At 66.2% G+C, this 16,959-nt stretch carries 17 protein-coding genes; 9 read left to right on the top strand and 8 right to left on the bottom strand.

Annotated features, from left to right (window positions below):
* Positions 1-6: 6 nt before the first annotated feature.
* Positions 7-456, bottom strand: a complete 450-nt coding sequence (locus B9Y86_RS01765; protein ID WP_085482360.1) for a metallopeptidase family protein — start codon at positions 454-456, stop codon at positions 7-9.
* Between the two features lie 118 nt (positions 457-574).
* Here B9Y86_RS01765 and B9Y86_RS01760 point away from each other — a divergent pair, with 118 nt between their 5' ends.
* The 3 genes from B9Y86_RS01760 to B9Y86_RS17460 all read left to right on the top strand — a co-directional run bounded on the left by B9Y86_RS01760 (position 575) and on the right by B9Y86_RS17460 (position 2,585).
* A complete protein-coding gene (locus B9Y86_RS01760; RefSeq protein ID WP_085482358.1) occupies positions 575-781 on the top strand; it encodes a DUF3499 family protein in 207 nt (68 codons plus the stop codon).
* A gap of 35 nt (positions 782-816) precedes the next feature.
* Entirely contained in the window at positions 817-2,301 is a 1,485-nt protein-coding gene (gene ahcY / locus B9Y86_RS01755; RefSeq protein ID WP_085482356.1) for an adenosylhomocysteinase, read from the top strand.
* A gap of 143 nt (positions 2,302-2,444) precedes the next feature.
* The gene (locus B9Y86_RS17460) at positions 2,445-2,585 is read left to right on the top strand and encodes a hypothetical protein (protein ID WP_176223222.1); all 141 of its coding nucleotides are present in this window, start codon (positions 2,445-2,447) and stop codon (positions 2,583-2,585) included.
* Here B9Y86_RS17460 and B9Y86_RS01745 read toward each other — a convergent pair.
* Positions 2,582-3,457 (bottom strand): RDD family protein, encoded by an 876-nt coding sequence (locus B9Y86_RS01745; protein ID WP_085482352.1) that lies wholly within the window; start codon positions 3,455-3,457, stop codon positions 2,582-2,584. The genes B9Y86_RS17460 and B9Y86_RS01745 overlap by 4 nt on opposite strands.
* A 17-nt stretch (positions 3,458-3,474) precedes the next feature.
* On the opposite strand from B9Y86_RS01745, the gene B9Y86_RS01740 reads away from it, so the two are divergent.
* Positions 3,475-4,470: a stage II sporulation protein M gene (locus tag B9Y86_RS01740; protein WP_085482350.1), complete on the top strand. Its 996-nt coding sequence runs from the start codon at positions 3,475-3,477 to the stop codon at positions 4,468-4,470.
* A gap of 102 nt (positions 4,471-4,572) precedes the next feature.
* On the opposite strand, the gene B9Y86_RS01735 is transcribed toward B9Y86_RS01740, so the two are convergent.
* The 6 genes from B9Y86_RS01735 to B9Y86_RS01710 form a co-directional block, all read right to left on the bottom strand.
* Positions 4,573-5,508, bottom strand: coding sequence for a DUF559 domain-containing protein (locus tag B9Y86_RS01735; RefSeq protein WP_139824686.1), 936 nt, complete (start codon positions 5,506-5,508; stop codon positions 4,573-4,575).
* A 141-nt stretch (positions 5,509-5,649) separates the two neighbouring features.
* Positions 5,650-6,981 (bottom strand): DUF58 domain-containing protein, encoded by a 1,332-nt coding sequence (locus tag B9Y86_RS01730; protein WP_085482346.1) that lies wholly within the window; start codon positions 6,979-6,981, stop codon positions 5,650-5,652.
* A gap of 25 nt (positions 6,982-7,006) precedes the next feature.
* On the bottom strand, positions 7,007-7,981 hold the full coding sequence (locus tag B9Y86_RS01725; RefSeq protein ID WP_085482344.1) for an AAA family ATPase: 975 nt from the start codon (positions 7,979-7,981) through the stop codon (positions 7,007-7,009).
* A gap of 46 nt (positions 7,982-8,027) precedes the next feature.
* On the bottom strand, positions 8,028-9,239 hold the full coding sequence (locus tag B9Y86_RS01720) for a DUF4350 domain-containing protein (protein ID WP_176223221.1): 1,212 nt from the start codon (positions 9,237-9,239) through the stop codon (positions 8,028-8,030).
* A complete protein-coding gene (locus B9Y86_RS01715) occupies positions 9,236-9,922 on the bottom strand; it encodes a DUF4129 domain-containing protein (RefSeq protein ID WP_085482340.1) in 687 nt (228 codons plus the stop codon). The genes B9Y86_RS01720 and B9Y86_RS01715 overlap by 4 nt, the downstream gene beginning before the upstream one ends.
* Positions 9,923-9,934: 12 nt before the next feature.
* On the bottom strand, positions 9,935-11,086 hold the full coding sequence (locus B9Y86_RS01710; protein WP_139824685.1) for a hypothetical protein: 1,152 nt from the start codon (positions 11,084-11,086) through the stop codon (positions 9,935-9,937).
* Positions 11,087-11,212: 126 nt separating this feature from the next.
* On the opposite strand from B9Y86_RS01710, the gene mtrA reads away from it, so the two are divergent.
* The 5 genes from mtrA (at position 11,213) to hpf (ending at position 16,913) form a co-directional block, all read left to right on the top strand.
* Positions 11,213-11,893, top strand: coding sequence for an MtrAB system response regulator MtrA (gene mtrA, locus B9Y86_RS01705; RefSeq protein ID WP_085482336.1), 681 nt, complete (start codon positions 11,213-11,215; stop codon positions 11,891-11,893).
* Positions 11,894-11,962: 69 nt separating this feature from the next.
* The gene (mtrB, locus tag B9Y86_RS01700) at positions 11,963-13,591 is read left to right on the top strand and encodes an MtrAB system histidine kinase MtrB (protein ID WP_139824741.1); all 1,629 of its coding nucleotides are present in this window, start codon (positions 11,963-11,965) and stop codon (positions 13,589-13,591) included.
* Positions 13,588-15,276 (top strand): LpqB family beta-propeller domain-containing protein, encoded by a 1,689-nt coding sequence (locus B9Y86_RS01695; RefSeq protein WP_085482334.1) that lies wholly within the window; start codon positions 13,588-13,590, stop codon positions 15,274-15,276. Before mtrB ends, B9Y86_RS01695 begins: the two co-directional genes overlap by 4 nt.
* Positions 15,277-15,366: 90 nt before the next feature.
* A complete protein-coding gene (locus B9Y86_RS01690) occupies positions 15,367-16,176 on the top strand; it encodes a ComF family protein (protein WP_085482332.1) in 810 nt (269 codons plus the stop codon).
* Positions 16,177-16,187: 11 nt separating this feature from the next.
* Positions 16,188-16,913, top strand: a complete 726-nt coding sequence (hpf, locus tag B9Y86_RS01685; protein WP_085482330.1) for a ribosome hibernation-promoting factor, HPF/YfiA family — start codon at positions 16,188-16,190, stop codon at positions 16,911-16,913.
* The last annotated feature ends 46 nt before the right edge of the window (positions 16,914-16,959 follow it).

Raw genomic sequence — 16,959 nt, 5'->3', positions numbered from 1 at the left:
GTTCCGTCAGAAGTGGCGGAAGCCCTCGGGTGCGAGATCCCATGGATCTTTGCCGAGATACTCGGCCACCGCTCGGAAGACACAACTCTCGATCAGCATGCGCCGGTGTGCCTCGTCATCGCGGTGCAGATGGGCGAGGCGCTCGATGGGCACGCGGTAGAGGATGATGCGGTCGCCAAGTATCCGCCATCGCTCGACACCTGTGTCTGCGGTACCCGGTTTGCCATTCGCGCCGTACGGGAGCGCACCGATCTCGAAGACCGCGTCGGCCAGTTCGTTCGGCCAGACGCTGCGCAGGTACTCGGCCGTCGACGCGACGGTGGTGTCGAAGAAATCGATGCGCGTGTTCATCATGGGCAAGTGCGGCCCGGTGACCGCTGAGCGGAGGCCCCTGCCGTGGCGGTTGCGACCCGTTCCTCGAGAAGAGGCCGGGGCGATGCGACGTGAGCGAGCCATGGCGAGAGTCTATTCTCTGGGCCCGCGCGCGGCAGAACCCGGGGTGGCGTCGTTCAGCGCGCGACACACGACGGAGCCTCACGTCAGGGCGGGCGAGGCAGGCGTACGGTGAAGGGTGATGACGATTCGACCGTGTTCCCGAGTAGCGTGCCCCGATGAGGCAGTCGCTACTCTGACCTACGTCTACGCCGATTCGCTCGCGGTTCTCGGGCCGCTGAGCCTCAGCCACGAGCCGCACAGCTACGATCTCTGCACGCGCCACTCTGATCGCCTCAAGGCCCCGCAGGGGTGGCAGGTCATGCGTCACGTGCAATTCACGCAGTAGGCGTTCTCGCGGCGGCACGTCTTTACAATGGGAGCATGACTTCTGCTGCCGCCCCGGTGACCACTCTGCCCTTCAAGGTCGCCGACCTGACGCTCGCCGAGGCCGGCCGTCACCAGATTCGCCTCGCCGAGAACGAGATGCCCGGGCTCATGTCGCTACGCGAGGAGTTTGCAGCTTCTCAGCCTCTCGCCGGGGCTCGGATCATGGGTTCTCTGCACATGACCGTGCAGACGGCGGTATTGATCGAGACTCTGACCGCACTCGGTGCCCGTGTGCGCTGGGTCAGCTGCAATATCTTCTCGACTCAAGACGAGGCGGCTGCGGCCATCGTGGTCGGAGCAACGGGAACCCCCGACGCCCCCGCAGGCGTGCCGGTGTTCGCCTGGAAGGGCGAGACGCTCGAGGAGTACTGGTGGTGCACCGAGCAGGCATTCGACTGGTCAGCAGAAGCCGCGGCCGAGGGCGCCGACTTCACCGGGCCCAACATGATCCTCGACGACGGCGGAGACGCCACCATGCTGGTGCACAAAGGCCGGCAGTTCGAACTCGACGGGGCGGTTCCCGCCACCCAGCCGTCGGACAGCGAGGAGTACGGCGTCGTTCTCGACCTTCTGCGTCGCTCACTGGCGTCGTCGACCGACCGCTGGACCCGCATCGCCGCCGACATCCGGGGCGTCTCTGAGGAGACCACGACGGGAGTTCACCGTCTCTACGAGCTGGCGGCCGCCGGAGAACTCCTGTTTCCCGCGATCAACGTCAACGACTCGGTCACGAAGAGCAAGTTCGACAACAAGTACGGCATCCGACACTCGCTACCGGATGGCCTGAACCGCGCGACAGACGTGCTCATCGGCGGCAAGGTCGTGTTCGTGGTCGGCTATGGAGACGTCGGCAAGGGCGCCGCCGAGGCGATGCGGGGTCAGGGCGCGCGCGTCATCGTGAGCGAGGTCGATCCGATCTGCGCGCTGCAGGCAGCGATGGACGGCTACCAGGTGGCCCGACTCGAGAGTGTGATCGGCGATGTCGACATCATCGTCACAGGAACAGGCAATGAGAACGTGGTCACGGTCGAGCACATCATGGGCCTGAAGCACCTGGCGATCATCGCCAACGTCGGCCACTTCGACAATGAGATCGACATGGCGGGGCTCGAGAAGCTCGAGGGCGCCGTCAAGGTCGAGATCAAGCCGCAGGTGCACGAGTGGCGTCTGCCCACGGGCCGAAGCGTTCTGGTGCTGTCGGAGGGGCGTCTCATGAACCTGGGCAACGCCACCGGACACCCCAGCTTCGTCATGAGCAACTCGTTCACCAATCAGGTACTCGCGCAGATCGAGCTCTACGCGTTCACCGAGCGCTACCCGATCGGTGTGTACGTGCTGCCGAAGTACCTCGACGAGAAGGTCGCTCGCCTGCACCTCGATGCTCTGGGTGTCGAGCTGACCGAACTCACTCCTCGCCAGGCGGCATACATCGGCGTGCCGGTCGAGGGCCCGTACAAGGTCGCCCACTACCGCTACTGAGACGGGGGATCGGGCGGCGACCGGACGGCACCGAGACGGCGGCGAAACTGGCACTTGACGTGATCGGTGCTCGTTGCGATCTCACGTCCGTCGGTGCTGTCCGCAATGTTGTCGAGCGCGAAGCACCCGACTACGCATGGCCCGTGCCCCATGCCCACTTCGGGATCTGGCGCGCAACGTCCGGTCCGACGGTCGACGGGGTCTGGCTTACGGTCGCGGGTGAGGCATCACCCCTGCGTGAGAAGCACTGGTACCCGATCGTGTCGGGCCTGACGCTCGCCTAGCGTCGCGGGAACCCGTGCGGCAGGCTCTGCAGGATCGGGTCGAGTCGGTTGAGCGCTGCCTTCTGAAGCTCGAGCGCCGCGTACTCTCGATCGCGACGCACAGCGGCGACGCCTGAGAGGAAGAGCGCGGGGTGCACGCGTGGAATCGGCGAGACGAACGGCGTGACCTCTGCGGCGAGTTCTGCGGCGATGCGCTCTCTGGTAGCCGGCGCCATGCTCGAGGCCTGAACGAGAAACTGGGTGACGCGGTTGCCGAGCCGGTCGGGCATCCGAGCGACATCGGCGACCTGGGCCCACGCCTGGAGCATGACGGGAACACCGCGGGCATGGCTCACCGGCAGAGGAACTCTCTCGTATTGGCTGTAGGTGCCGGCAAGAAGATCGCCGAGCCTCTTCGACTTGCCGTTCAAGAGAGCGGTGACGATCGCGATGGCACCGAGGGTCGTGTAGATCTCGAGGGAGCCGACGAGCCCACGAATCACGGAGTGCCTGATCGAGATGGCGCCACCGTCGTCTCGCACGATACGAGCGCCGACGGCGAGCTTGCCGACCGAGCGACCCTTCAGCAGCACCTCGACGGTGGTCGGTATGACGACGAAGCACAGCACGAGCGCGGATACGCTCAGGGTGGCGAGCAGCGCAGTATCGATGAAACCGTTCTGGCCGAGCGCGCCGATCCCCAACATAAGAACAATCAGGATCGCGACCGAGATGATGAAGTCGATCACACCGCCTCCGGCGCGAAGAATGAACCCGGCGGGACGCACGTCGAGAGCCACCGCCTCGCCGATCAGCAACTCGTCGTCGGTGTATGCATCGGCGAGCGGATCGGCGAATCCTTGGGTCGGTGAGGCGACACGGGGGTCCGTCATGAATACAATTCAAGCAGATGGATCTCGATGCCTACACTGCAGCCCGCCGCGACGAGTGGGCCAAACTCGACGCTCTGAGCAAGAGCCGAGAGCTTTCGGGCACCGATGCAGACGAGCTGATCGAGCGGTATCAAGCCGGAGCATCCGATCTGTCGGCCATCAAGACCACTGTCGGATCGACCGCACAGGGCGCCCAGCTGTCGCTGTTCCTCTCTCGGGCCCGGCTCCGTTTCACCGGTGCCGGAACGAATGTGCTGCGGCAAATCCCCGCATTCTTCGTGTTCCAACTGCCGGCCGCGCTCTATCGAATCCGCTGGCTCACCCTCGTGCTCGCAATCGTCACCATCGTCGTGGCGGCACTCTATGCGCTCTGGGTGTCCAACGATCCGCAGGTACTCGCCAACCTGGGATCCGACGCAGAACTCAAGAAGCTCGCCAACGAGGACTTCGTCAACTACTACTCAGAGAACCCTGCTGCGTCGTTCACAGGCCAGGTGTGGACGAATAATGCCTGGATCGCAGCGCGCTGCATCGCCTTCGGGATCACCGGCTTCTATGTGCCGATGTTGATCATGTCGAACGCCCAGAACATCGGGCTGAATGCCGCAGTCCTGTTCCACTACGGCGAGGGCGACACCTTCTTCCTCTACATCCTTCCGCACGGACTCCTGGAGCTCACGGCCGTCTTCGTGGCCGGAGCGGGTGGCTTGCGCATCTTCTGGGCGTGGATCGCGCCCGGAGCCCGCACCCGGGCGCAGGCGCTCGCCGAAGACGCACGTGCGCTCTTCACGGTGGCGCTCGGACTGGTGATCGTGCTCTTCGTCTCGGGGATCATCGAGGGCTTCGTGACCCCGCAGCCCTGGCCGGCGGCCGTGAAGATCGGCATCGGCGCCCTCGCGCTGGCAGCCTTCCTCGCGTACATGCTCATCGTTGGCCGAGCAGCGGTGAGGGCCGGTCAAACCGGCGACCTCGACGAGTTCGAGTCCGGCGCGAAGCAGCTCGTAGCGGGCTGACTGGCGCGTGCGCCTGCATCGATTCGTCAGTTGATGCTGTCTAGGGCGGCGATGCGAGCGTTTACGGAGGAACCGATCACCTCTCGCGGGGAGATGCGGGACTTATGGAGTCCAGCCGCGCGAGCGGAGCGCCCGTGACGCCCTCTCGACAGCCTCCACACCCCCGAGCCGGAGAGCCTTCTTGCGGATGCGAACGACCTGCCATCCGGCGTGCCCGAGTTCTTCGATCTTCAGTTCGTCACGCTCGTACTGCCGGTCGCTCGTGCGGTGCTGCTGCCCGTCGTACTCGACAATCGTCTTCCATCGGCGGAAAACCTGGTCGGCGCGCCCGATCCACGAGCCATCATCCCGGAAGATATCGACATTGAGCTCCGGCTCGGGAAGGCCGGCCCGAACGAGAATCAGCCGCGACAGCGACTCGCGCCGAGATTCTGATCCATCCCTGACGTGGTGCAGCGCCGATCGAGCAGCGCGTGCTCCGGGCCCGTGGTAGAGATCGACCCTCTGCCGAAGCTGTGCCAGCGTCACGAATGGCCGTCGATCGTTCCGATCGGGCACGGCGGGCGTCAACACCAGATAGTCACCCGCCGCGACGAGGTCATCCTCCGACAACCGCGACGCGAGATGACACCAGGTGGTCGCGGCGTCGACGACAGGCATGCCGACTCTAGTCACCGCATGCGCGTGCGGGTCCGAGATCCGATGGCCGGTGACGCTGGACCCGCTCGGAGGTGCATGGGGAGCTCGCACGCTGACATGCACCCCTTCGGAGAGGGTGAAGTCGCGCGGGAGCGGAATTCCCCAAAGCCGGGCGGCGGTGATGTGCGAGAAGGCCTGCCCTGTCGACATCTTGGTCAGGTACGCGGCGCACACGGAGTTTTCGTTCAACTCGACGTCGATCGGCAGTCTGACTCCACGGAAGATGGGGAGAAGATCGTTGCCCCGTATGCGCCCGCGACCGACGCCGGCTGTGTCGCTGTCGCGCACGCTGAACGCCCGATCGCGAAGATGAGCTGGCAACGGCCGATGCGGTGACATCGTGAAATTGTGGCGTGTATGCACCGAGGCCCGCAGAATCTATCCACAACACCCGGCCAGATGGAATCGATTCCGCTCGTGATGCTCGTGCTGGGTCTCTGGGGAGCATCTACTCAGGAATCGATGCGCGCGCGGCGCCCGCTAGAGTCGGCCTGCCGCCTTCAGCGCGAGGTAGCGGTCCGCGAGCATCGGGGGCAGCGCGGAGGGCGCTCCCGTCACGACGTCGCCGCCGAGTCGCGTGATCGCCGCTGTGACCCGCGCCATGTCGAGCAACGAGCGCTCCGCCGACGCGGCCCGGTAGGTCTCGTCGCGATCGCCTCGCTCCGACACCGCACGAAGAATCTCCGGGTCCGAGACGGCCGCAACGAGCACGGTGTGCCGCTGTGCCAGCTGCGGCAGCACGCTCAGCAGTCCGCTCGACGATGCGGGGGTGTCAATCGTGGTCAGGAGCACCACCAGCGCCCGCTGATTGGTCACGGCCCGCACCTGAGCGGCCACCGATGACCAGTCGGTCTCGAGCAGTTCCGGGTCGACGGTGGCCATCGTATCGACCATCCGATTCAGCAGCTCTCCGCCGCTCGCCCCCGTGACGCGACCCCGGATGCGGCGGTCCCACGCGATCAGATCGACACGGTCGCCGGCCCGCGTCGCGAGGGCCGCGAGCAGTAGGGATGCCTCGATCGACGTGTCGATGCGCGGCTCATCGTCGATACGTGCGGCTTGGGTTCGCCCGGTGTCGATCACGATCACGATGCGTCGATCGCGCTCCGGTCGCCACGTGCGAACCATGAGTTTCTGCTCATGCCCGGCCCGGGCATCCCCCTGCCGTGCTGTCGCGCGCCAGTCGATCGAGCGCACGTCGTCGCCACGCACGTACTCGCGCAGGCTGTCGAACTCGGTTCCCTGGCCTCTGATCTGCACGCTGGTCGCGCCGTCGAGTTCTCGCAGTCGTGCGAGGCGCGAAGGCAGGTGCTTGCGGGAGTTGAATGGCGGAAGAACGCGGATGCGACCCGGACTCGCCAGCGTCGCCTGCCGGGCCCAGAGGCCGAGGGGGCCGAAGCTCCTGACGGTGATGCCGGCTGTGCGGCGGTCACCGCGACGGAACGGTGTGAGTGCCGTGCGAAGCATCCGTCGCTCTGAGGCGGGCACGACGACCGAGTGGCGCGTGACGGCGGCACCGGCCGACGGTTGCCAAGCATCGCGCACGAGGCCGCGCAGTGCTGTGCGGTTCTCGTTCGTGATGTAGAGCTCGCTCGAGGTCGTTTCGCCAAGGCGCACGCGATTCGGCAGCACTCTCTCTACGACGAGGCGTCGCGGCGACGCGGCGAGCGTGAGGTCGACGACCCCGATGATCACGGTCAGCAGCAGCCAGAGCGCGAGCGTGAGCTCGGCCTGTCGGTATGCCTCGCCGAGGAGAACCACGGGAACGACACCCAGGGCGACGAGCAGCACGAAGCGACCCGAGACAGCCATCAGCGGAGGGGCTTTCGTCGGTGCATCAGATGGGAACCTGCACCTGACTGAGGATCGAGCGCAGGATCGAGTCGACCGAGACGCCCTCGAGCTCGGCCTCGGGACGAAGCTGGATGCGGTGGCGCAGCACGGGCAGCACCATCGCCTGCACGTGGTCGGGCGTGATGGCGGGGGAGCCGTTCAGCCACGCCCATGCCTTGGCAGAGGCCAGGAGCGATGTGCTTCCACGCGGACTGACACCGAGCTTGACCGACGGACTCTGCCGGGTGGCCCGCGCGAGGTCGACGACGTAGGCGAGCACATCCGGGCTGGCGCCGACGGCCGCGGCCGATGCCTGGGCCTGGCGAAGTTCGGATGCCCCGAGCGCTGCGGTCATGCCGGCCCCGGTCAGGTCTCGCGGGTTGAACCCGGCGGCGTGCCGCTGCAGAACGGCGATCTCGGTGTCTCGCGGGGGGAGGTCGAGCACGAGCTTGAGCATGAAGCGGTCGAGCTGTGCTTCGGGCAGCGTGTACGTTCCCTCGTACTCGATCGGGTTCATCGTCGCGGCCACGAGGAACGGGTCGGGCAGGGCTCGGCTGAGTCCGTCGACGCTGATCTGCCGTTCTTCCATCGCCTCGAGCAGGGCGGACTGCGTCTTGGGCGGAGTGCGGTTGATCTCGTCGGCGAGCAGAATGTTGGTGAACACCGGGCCCTCGCGGAACTCGAAGTCACCCGACTTCGCGTCGTAGACGAGCGACCCGGTCACGTCTCCGGGCATGAGATCGGGAGTGAACTGAACTCTCTTCGTGTCGAGCGAGAGAGCGTGGCTCAGCGATCGCACCAGCAACGTCTTCGCGACGCCGGGAACGCCCTCCAGCAGTACGTGCCCCTTCGCGAGCAGCGCGACGATGAGACCTGTCACCGCCCCGTCTTGGCCGACGACCGCCTTGGCAACCTCGGTGCGCACCCGTCCCAGCGCCTCACGGAGCTGGTCGGGAGTCTGTTCTGGCTGGTCTGTCATGGTCGGCCTTTCGGTGGGGACACGGGCAGGAGGGGGTGTGAGGCAGTCACGGACGCACCGCCCGGGTCACGGCGCCTTCGAGTTCGAGCAGGCGGTCGGAGTAGGCGACGAGATCGGCCTCGTTCGCCGGCGCGGCTGCGACGAGAATCGATTGGATGTCGCCCAGCGGCCTGGCAGGGAGAACTGCGGCGACCGAGGCGATCACCTCGTCGACGGTGGCGTTGCGGGGGAGGCCGAGAACTCTCGACAGCCTCGTGATGGTGCCGATGCGCAGTGAATCGAGCGCGTGCGTGTGTGCGCCTGCTCGAGCATAGAGACGTGCGCGCCCTTCCATGGTCTCTCGCGACCGCACAGTGACGGGAAGATTCTCGACCACGAGGGCACCGAGTCTGCGCCCTCGCCAGATGGCAGCGGCGATGAAGGTGAAGACGCTGAGCGCGAGCACCGGCGTGACCCAGTCGGGCGTCAGAGAGGCGATGTCGGCAGGCCCGTCGGCCTCGACATCGCTGGCTGTCGGTATGTACCAGACCAGAGTGTCGGTTTCGCCCAGCAGGTTGAGCGCGAGCGCCGCGTTTCCTGCGCCGGTGATGCCTTCGTTGCTCAGCACATCGGCCGTGCCGAGAACGGTGACCGTGCCGTCAGAGGTTTCGGTGCGCACGACGTCGTACGCGTCATCGGAGGTACGGAAGCAGAGTTCGGCGTCGCTGCCGGCCGTCGCGCGGTACGAGCGTCCACCCCCGATGATGGTGCCCGCGCGCACGGCCGCTGGCAGTGAGCATCCGGCATCGACGCCGTCGATATCGCGAGGTGCGCCCGCCGAGGCGACTCCCGGCGCGAAGGCACGCAGCTCGTTGAACCCCGGGAGAAATAGAACGACCCGATCGGAGAGCTGCGCAGCCTCGGCGAGTCGACTGTCGTTCAGAAGTCCATCGGGGTCGGCGAAGGCGAGGGTGGCCCCGGGCGCCGCATCCATTGCGGCTCGCGCCTCGTCAAGAGTGTCGGCCTGCACCACGTCGACGCCCTGTTGGCGCAGCACCTCGGCCAGAGCTTTACTGCCCTCGGGCGCGGCGTTCGTGATCGAGTACGGCGCTCGACTGCCACCACCGGCGCCGGATGCAAGGGCCACGATGAGAAGACCGACAATCGCGACCGCGGCGAGAATGAGCCAGAACCGCCAGCGTTTCACCGCCGCGCGGAGCGTGGGTGTCGTTGCCTCGGCGAGAGGGGTTGCGCGGCGCTCTGTCGTGGGGGCGCTCACAGAGTTGCTCCCTGCTCGGCGACGCGCTCGAGCCGAGATGGTTTCGCCGCACTGATGTCACGATCGAGCGCCGCGACCTCGTCGAAGGCTTCTCTGCTGCCCGGCTGGTCGAGGTAGCGCACCCCGTCGAAAGCCCGGGCTCCGCTCATCAATCGATCGGCATGATCGGGGAACGCCCGGCCGGCTCGCGAGGCGAACTCCTGGGCGGTCGTTCCCGGAGTGACAGAGACCACCGTGCGTTCGGCGAGCTGTCGCGCCACGGCGCGGAACATCTCTTCGACCGCCACGACGAAGTCGCCCGCCGCTGCGGCCGCATAGGCGGATGCGCGCAGCTGTGCGGCGCTTCGAGCATCGCCAGAGTCAGAGAACAACGGGCCCGCCGACTGGCTCTTTCGTCGCAGTCGGGGTCTGCCGAAGATGACGAATGCGGCCACGATGAGTCCCACGATGAGAACGGTGACGAGCAACGGGAACAGATCGGGCACCGATCCGTCGTCCGAGGCGCCGAACGAACGGAGCCAATCCTGGATGGCCTGGGCTATGCGGTCGATGAGTGTGGGCCGTGCGGCCGCGTACTCGGGCTTTGCGAGCTCGTCGAACAGAAGCTTGCGAGCATCGGGCGAGTCAGGATCGACGGGAACGTCGGTGACGAGCAGCGCGGGCAGGGCAAGGATCGAGAGCATAGGGATACGAGGTCAGCCGTTTCTCTGGGACGACACGAGATAGGGATCCGGCACATCGTGCCAGCCCCCGGCATGTCTCGCCTCGACGTATCGCATGAGGTCGAGATCGAGGCCCTCGCGGCGCATCCGGAGATCGATGTAGACGACGGCGACGGCAGATGATTGAACGACGGCCGTCACCGAGCCGAGAATGAGGGTGACGATGAGGGTGACCGCATAGACGGCGACGAAGACCGCGATGGAGGAGGCAGAGTCTGCTGACGCTCCGGTGGGAAAGAGGAAGCTGGCCACGAGTCCGCCGATGAACGACACCGGGGTCGTGATGATCTGCGACGCGACCGAGAGGATCACGCTGATCAGTGCGAGCACTCCGAAGGTCTTCCAGAACGAGCCGTTGGTGAGGCCCCATGAACGCCGGATCGACGAGATCATTCCTCGCCGCTCGAGCACGATGATCGAGGGAACGAGCGCGGTCTTGGTTCCCAACCAGATACCGGCTGCGATCAGCGTGAGCGCGCCCAGCACTCCGATGCCGATCGCGATGCCGATCGCGGCGTCGCCGATGGCCGCGCTGCCGACGACGCCGATGAGCACGGCGAGGCCGACGACTGCCCCTACAGCGATGACGATCAGGCCCAGCAGCACAGCGAACCAGGCAACGAGCGGCCAGAGGCGACGTCCGGCCGCCTTCCAGAGCACGCCCATGCGATTCTTCTCGCCCAGTGTGCCGCGCGCGACCTCGACGACGAGAACCCCTTGCAGGAGCGCCGAGCTGAGGATCGACAGGGCGATGGGTATCAGACTGGCGAGAATGAGGGTCGCCCAGGCTCCGGCGGTGACCGCATCGCGGTCTTCGGGCAGAGCGCTGTCGATGCGCCCGAATGCCAGGATGCCGACCCCGCCGATGACGAAGACGGTGACGATCGTCGAGGTGAGCTGTGTGATCAGTGCACTGCCGAATGTGGCCCCCGGATTGCGCCGGAGTACCTGAAACGGCGCGCCGAGGAGCGTGCCGAAACTGAGCGGGCGCAGTGGCAACAGGCCCGGGCGAGGAGGGGGCGCCCAGGCGCCCGGAGAAGGAGGCGGCATCTGCGGGTAGCCGGCCGGTGGCGGGCCGAATGACGCCTGAGGGATGCCCCCGTATGGATTCTGGTTGTCGCTCACCGGTAATCCTTCATCGTCGTAATCGGTGTTCACCGGCCTGTCACGTACCCCCCATGCTTCCATATGCGGCGCCGGCCCGCAGGCTGCTGTGAGGAGAACCTGGCTGCCTCGACTAATCTTTAGCGCATGGATGCTCGCATACTGGTCGTCGACGATGACACCGCCCTCGCAGAGATGATCGGCATCGTTCTGCGTGCCGAAGGCTTCGAGCCGGTGTTCTGTGCAGACGGCGCAGAGGCGCTCGGCGTCTTTCGCGAGTCGAAGCCCGATCTGGTGCTCCTCGATCTGATGCTGCCGGGGCTCGACGGCATCGAGGTCTGTCGCCTGATCCGCGCCGAGTCGGGCACTCCCGTGATCATGCTCACGGCGAAGGCCGACACCACCGACGTCGTGAAGGGCCTCGAGGCGGGGGCTGACGACTACGTCGTCAAGCCCTTCAATCCCAAGGAACTGGTGGCGCGCATCCGAACCCGCCTGCGGCCCAGCGCCGCCGGGTCGCCGGAGTTGCTTCAGGTGGGCGACCTCGAACTCGACGTCGCCGGGCACGAGGTGCGCCGGGGCGATGCCCGCATCGGCCTCACTCCGCTGGAATTCGATCTTCTGCACGCTCTCGCCGCCAAGCCCCAGCAGGTCTTCACCCGTGAGATGCTGCTCGAGCAGGTGTGGGGTTACCACTACAAGGCCGACACCCGACTGGTGAACGTGCACGTGCAGCGACTTCGCGCCAAGGTCGAAGAAGACCCCGACAACCCGCGCATTGTGATGACCGTTCGTGGCGTCGGCTACCGGGCGGGTCAGGTCTCGTAGCAGGCTGTGTCGACCGACAGCATCGCCACCGTCGAGGGGCGCCGCACGAGCCGAATCGGCCCCACGATCATGCGTGAATGGCGCACATGGCCGCGGCGGATCGCGCGTGGCTGGCGCCGTTCGCTGCAGTTTCGCACGATCGTGATCACGGTCGCCCTCTCGGCCGTAGCTCTCTCAGCCACGGGCGCCTTCGTATCGACGAGCATCAGTAACGACCTCTTCAACTCTCGGCTCGATCAGGTGCTGAACGAGTCGAAGCGTGCGGCGACGGCGGCGCAGACCATCTTCGACTCGTCCGACGTCACGGGGCAGGCCGCGAGCCTCTCGCTGCAGAGATCGGTGCAGAGCGCCATCACTGCGTCGACGTCGTCTCGGCTCGTGGCGCTCTACGTCACGCCGGGCAGAGAGACGGGGCCCAACTCCGCCATATCGTTCAGCGCCCTCAAGCTGGTCGATGTCATCTCTCCCGAATTGCGGAAGCAGGTCTCTTCCGGCAGCGACGACCAGAGCCAGTACTGGCAATCCGTCTCTCTGCGCGACGGACAGAGCGCCGCGGTACCGGGAATCGTCGTGGGCACGCCGCTTTCGGTTCCCGGGGCCGGCGAATACGAGCTGTATCTCGGCTACGACCTCGCCGAGGCCGACCGCACTCTCGTGTTCGTTCAGCAGACTCTCTTGCTCGCGGCTCTCGCTCTGAGCCTTCTGATCGGAGTGATCGCCTGGGTCGTGGTCAGACTCGTCGTCGAGCCCATCCGAGTGGCTGCGGAAACGAGCGCGAAGTTGGCTGCGGGTGAACTCGAGGTACGCATTCCCGAGAAGGGCGATGACGTGATCACCACGCTGGCGAGATCCTTCAACGGCATGGCCGACAGCATCCAATCGCAGATCACCCAGCTGGCCGACCTCTCGCGGGTGCAGCAGCGGTTCGTGTCCGATGTCTCGCACGAGTTGCGAACGCCACTCACCACGATCCGGTTGGCCGGCGACGTGCTGTTCGATCAGAGGGAATCGTTCCCGCCGGCGACCTCGCGCACCGCAGAGTTGCTGCACACGCAGACGGAGCGTTTCGAGCTGTTGCTCAGCGACCTGCTCGAGATCAGCCGGTTCGATGCCGGGTCGGCCGAGCTCGAGACCGAACCCGCCAGTCTCGTGCATCTTGTCGAGGACTCCATCGACGAGATGGGTCAACTGGCCCTGCAGGCGGGAAGTGAGCTGCGTCTCGTCGCGCTCGGCGGCTACTTCGAAGCCGACATCGACCCCCGGCGCATCCGGCGCATCGTGCGCAACCTCTTGGGCAACGCGATCGAGCACGGAGAGGGACGCCCGATCGTCGTGTCCATCGACAGCACTGCCACGGCCGTGGCGCTCGCGGTACGCGACTACGGAATCGGCATGACCCCCGAAGCTGCCTCTCGTGTGTTCGACCGGTTCTGGCGCGCTGATCCTTCCCGCAAACGAACCATCGGCGGCACCGGCCTGGGCCTGGCTATCTCCCTCGAAGACGCGGCTCTGCACGGAGGGGAACTGGAGTTGTGGAGCGAGCCCGGCGCCGGTTCCTGCTTCCGGCTCACCCTGCCTCGCACAAAGGGGAGACCCATCGGCGTCTCGCCGCTTCCCCTTCCTCCGCTCGACGCAGACGGAGAGGCCCAGACGCACAACGCCTTCGGCCAGCAGGCCTTCAACGGAGACAAGACATGATGCGCTTTCGATCACGAGCTGCGATCGGCGCGCTTGCGTCGCTGACCGTCCTGCTTCTTGCGGGCTGTGTCGGCATTCCCAGCTCCGGGCCCGTGGAGAAAGGCGACGCGCTTGCGGCCTCGGATGACATCGACATCATCTTCCAGCCCTCGGGTCCGGGGATCGACGAGAGCCAGGAGGACATCCTCAACGGATTCATTCGAGCTGCGTTGAACCCGCTCAACAACTTCGACGTGGCGAGGTCGTTCCTCAGCAAGAACTTCGCCGATCAGTGGAAGCCCGATGCCGGTGTCACGATCGACCAGAGCGGGCGCAGCACGCAGGTCGTCTCGGAGACCTCGATCGACCTGAAGCTCAGCCCGATCGCCACGGTCGACGCCAACGGCGAGTACAGCACCGTTCCATCGGCCGCTCCGGTGAGTCGCAGCTACACCTTCGTGCAGGAGAACGGCCAGTGGCGCATCAACACGGCGCCCGACGGCGTGGTGATGCTCTCGACCGAGTTCGCCGAGGTCTACAACTCCTATCCGCTCTATTTCTTCGATCCCAGCTACCAGCGCCTGGTTCCTGACGTGAGGTGGTTTCCGCGCGTCTCATCCAATACGGGCACGCGCATCGCGCGGGCGCTCGTCACAGGGCCGTCCGCGTGGCTGGGCGGCGCTGTCGTCACGGCGTTCCCCGAGGGCACGGGGGTCACAAGCGTTCCTGTCGACGCCGGCGTCGCATCGGTCGATCTCTCGGGGCCCGTGCTGGATTCGACCGAGGCCACTCTCAACCGAATGCAAGTGCAACTGCGCGCCAGCCTGCTCGCGCTCAGCGGAGTGTCGAACGTGCGGATGACCGTCGACTCGACCGAGGTGCCTCTCTCGACGACGGGCGATACGGGGCCGGTCACGACGCCCAGGGTCGACAGCAGAGCCCTTGTGCTGCGCTCGGGGCAGTTCGGGTTCTTCACGGGCAGCTCGCTGACGCCGATCGACAGCATCAGCGACGATGTGGCGTCGTTGGCTGCGACGTCGGTCGCGTTCTCCGATTCCGTGCCGGGCCTGCAGCTGGCCGCGGTCGGCACGTCGGCCGGGGTGTATGCGGTCGCACCCGCATCCACCCCCGGCATCGTCGACGACCGGGCCGGACTCATCGAGCCGAGCGTCGATCCCGACGGATTCGTCTGGACCGTTCCTCGGGGCTCGCCGCTCGAGATCCGCGTGTCGGCCGCGGGACGCACACCGTCGAGTTTCACCGCGACGTGGGACGGCGCAAGCCAGATCGTTTCGCTCAACGTGTCGCGCGACGGCGAGAGAGTGCTCGCCTTCCTCACGATGGACGGCCAACCCCGCCTCGTGGTCGCGTCGGTCATCCGCGACAAAGACGGCACCCCCACGGGGCTCGGAGAGCCTGTCGACCTGGCCGAAGGCACGGGCACGGCGGTGGATGCCACGTGGGTCGATTCGCTCTCGGTCGCGTCGGTCACCCTCACCCCGTCTGGCGACAACGCCATCGTGCAGCAGCAGATCGGTGGCGCGACCACGCAGCTCGCCGATGCCTCCAAGGTCGTGTCGATCGTGGGATCGAACGACGTGGTGGGCCTGCGGGTACTGACCTCCGACGGCAATATCCTGCAGCAGAGCGCGAATACGTGGCAGGTCCGGGCCGCCGGCGTCGCAATCCTGGCGACCCAGTACTAGTCCTCTCCTCAACGCCGGCGCGATGCGCGGGTTGTGCACAGATCGACCCGCAGCGAGTGCGCCGGCTGCCGTGCAGAGCATGATCGAGCGATGGATGCCCGTGGTTCCGTCTCCGAGGCGCTCCTCGATGCTCTCGCGGTTCTGCTCCCCGTGGAGTGCGCTGGCTGCGGGGCCGCGGATCGTGGCATCTGCGGCGCCTGCCGCGAGGCGCTCATGGTGCCGGATCGCGCCGGGCGACATCAGCTCAGGGTGCCCGCCGCGATCGGCGGAGGCGAGGATCTGCCTCTCTGGTTCGCTGTCGGCTACGACGGTGTGCCGAAAAAGGTTCTGCACACTCTCAAAGAGGCCGGGCGGCTCGACGGCGCGCGGCCTCTCGGTCGGCTGCTCGGCAGGGCTGTGGCGGATGCCCGCGAGGCGATCGAGCCAAGGCTACCCATTGGGGCTCGGCTCGAAGCGCTCGTCGTTCCGTCGTCACGTTCGGCATTCAGAGTCCGTGGATACAACCCCGTCGAGTCTCTCCTCCGTTGGGCCGGTCCGCAGCCTCTGCGAGCCACCGGCATCCGTTATCTCCGAACGCCGCGCGACCAGGCATCCCTCGGCGCCGACGAGCGGTGGAGCAATCTTTCGGGGTCGATTGAGGCTGTTTCTCATCGACTCGAAGGGCGACAGCTTCTGCTCATCGACGATGTGGTGACCACGGGAGCGACCCTCATCGAGTGCCGTCGTGCAGCCGAGGCAGGGGGAGCTTTCGTGTGGGGTGCGGCAGCCCTCGCTCATACAGCAAAAGTCAAGCGAACAAACAGTGAATTGCACGGTGACTTCGTCAGCCAGCAGGTCTACGGTGGGGGAAAAGGCGCGGAATCCAATCGCCCTCGACTCGGGCGCCGCGTCTTGGACTAGGAGAGATCGCCTTGGAAATCAACATCACCGGACGAAACCTAGGAATCACCGATCGATTTCGGGATTACGCGACAGAGAAGGCCGAGAAGGTCGAGCATCTCGCCGACAAGGCACTCGCGCTCGAGGTCAAACTCTGCCGGCACAACTCGGCCACCGGGTCTCCCGGAGACGACCGAGTCGAGCTGACGTTGATCGGCCCTGGCCCCATTGTTCGTGCCGAAAGCGCCGCGAGCGACAAGTATGCGGCGTTCGACCTCGCCCTCGGCAAGCTGATGGAGCGCGTGCGCCGTGCCAAGGATCGAAAAAAGGTGCATCGTGGAAAGCACCGCCCGGTCTCGCTGCGCGAGGCCTCGACGGGTGGCTTCTCCGTCATCGACATCACGCCCGCCGACGCCGAGGTGCTCAACAGCGTCGACAGCACAGGTGCTGTCGCCCCCCGTGCCGAGGAGCCAGACACGCCGAGCTACTCCGAAGACGACGACTACACCGAGTACTCGCCGGTGGTCATTCGCGAGAAGGTGTTTCCCGCCGCTCCCATGACGGTCGATGACGCGCTCTATTACATGGAGCTCGTGGGTCACGACTTCTATCTGTTCATCGATGCGGAGAGCCACCGCCCCAGCGTGGTCTACCGCCGCAAGGGATGGGAGTACGGAGTCATCGGACTCGACGACAACGCGACTGAGGCCGCGAACGCTGTCGCAACGGCCGCCGCAGCCGGCGCATCCGCGCGATGAGTCGCCTGGCGTAGCGCGCGCCGACGAAGGCTCGACCCTGCACAGG

It is taken from the genome of Agreia pratensis, assembly GCF_900177685.1.
Classification (GTDB): domain Bacteria; phylum Actinomycetota; class Actinomycetes; order Actinomycetales; family Microbacteriaceae; genus Agreia; species Agreia pratensis.
This window is presented reverse-complemented; position numbering and strand designations above follow the sequence as displayed.

Coding starts and splice junctions, on each gene's coding strand:
- B9Y86_RS01730 (WP_085482346.1), bottom strand. CDS start 6,981: ATGGCTGTCTCGGGTCGCTTCGTGCTGCTCGTCGCCCTGGGTGTCGTT.
- mtrB (WP_139824741.1), top strand. CDS start 11,963: ATGCGTGAATGGCGCACATGGCCGCGGCGGATCGCGCGTGGCTGGCGC.
- B9Y86_RS01740 (WP_085482350.1), top strand. CDS start 3,475: ATGGATCTCGATGCCTACACTGCAGCCCGCCGCGACGAGTGGGCCAAA.
- ahcY (WP_085482356.1), top strand. CDS start 817: ATGACTTCTGCTGCCGCCCCGGTGACCACTCTGCCCTTCAAGGTCGCC.
- B9Y86_RS01745 (WP_085482352.1), bottom strand. CDS start 3,457: ATGACGGACCCCCGTGTCGCCTCACCGACCCAAGGATTCGCCGATCCG.
- B9Y86_RS01715 (WP_085482340.1), bottom strand. CDS start 9,922: ATGCTCTCGATCCTTGCCCTGCCCGCGCTGCTCGTCACCGACGTTCCC.
- mtrA (WP_085482336.1), top strand. CDS start 11,213: ATGGATGCTCGCATACTGGTCGTCGACGATGACACCGCCCTCGCAGAG.
- B9Y86_RS01690 (WP_085482332.1), top strand. CDS start 15,367: ATGGATGCCCGTGGTTCCGTCTCCGAGGCGCTCCTCGATGCTCTCGCG.
- B9Y86_RS01760 (WP_085482358.1), top strand. CDS start 575: ATGACGATTCGACCGTGTTCCCGAGTAGCGTGCCCCGATGAGGCAGTC.
- B9Y86_RS01765 (WP_085482360.1), bottom strand. CDS start 456: ATGGCTCGCTCACGTCGCATCGCCCCGGCCTCTTCTCGAGGAACGGGT.
- B9Y86_RS01695 (WP_085482334.1), top strand. CDS start 13,588: ATGATGCGCTTTCGATCACGAGCTGCGATCGGCGCGCTTGCGTCGCTG.
- B9Y86_RS01735 (WP_139824686.1), bottom strand. CDS start 5,508: ATGTCACCGCATCGGCCGTTGCCAGCTCATCTTCGCGATCGGGCGTTC.
- B9Y86_RS01725 (WP_085482344.1), bottom strand. CDS start 7,981: ATGACAGACCAGCCAGAACAGACTCCCGACCAGCTCCGTGAGGCGCTG.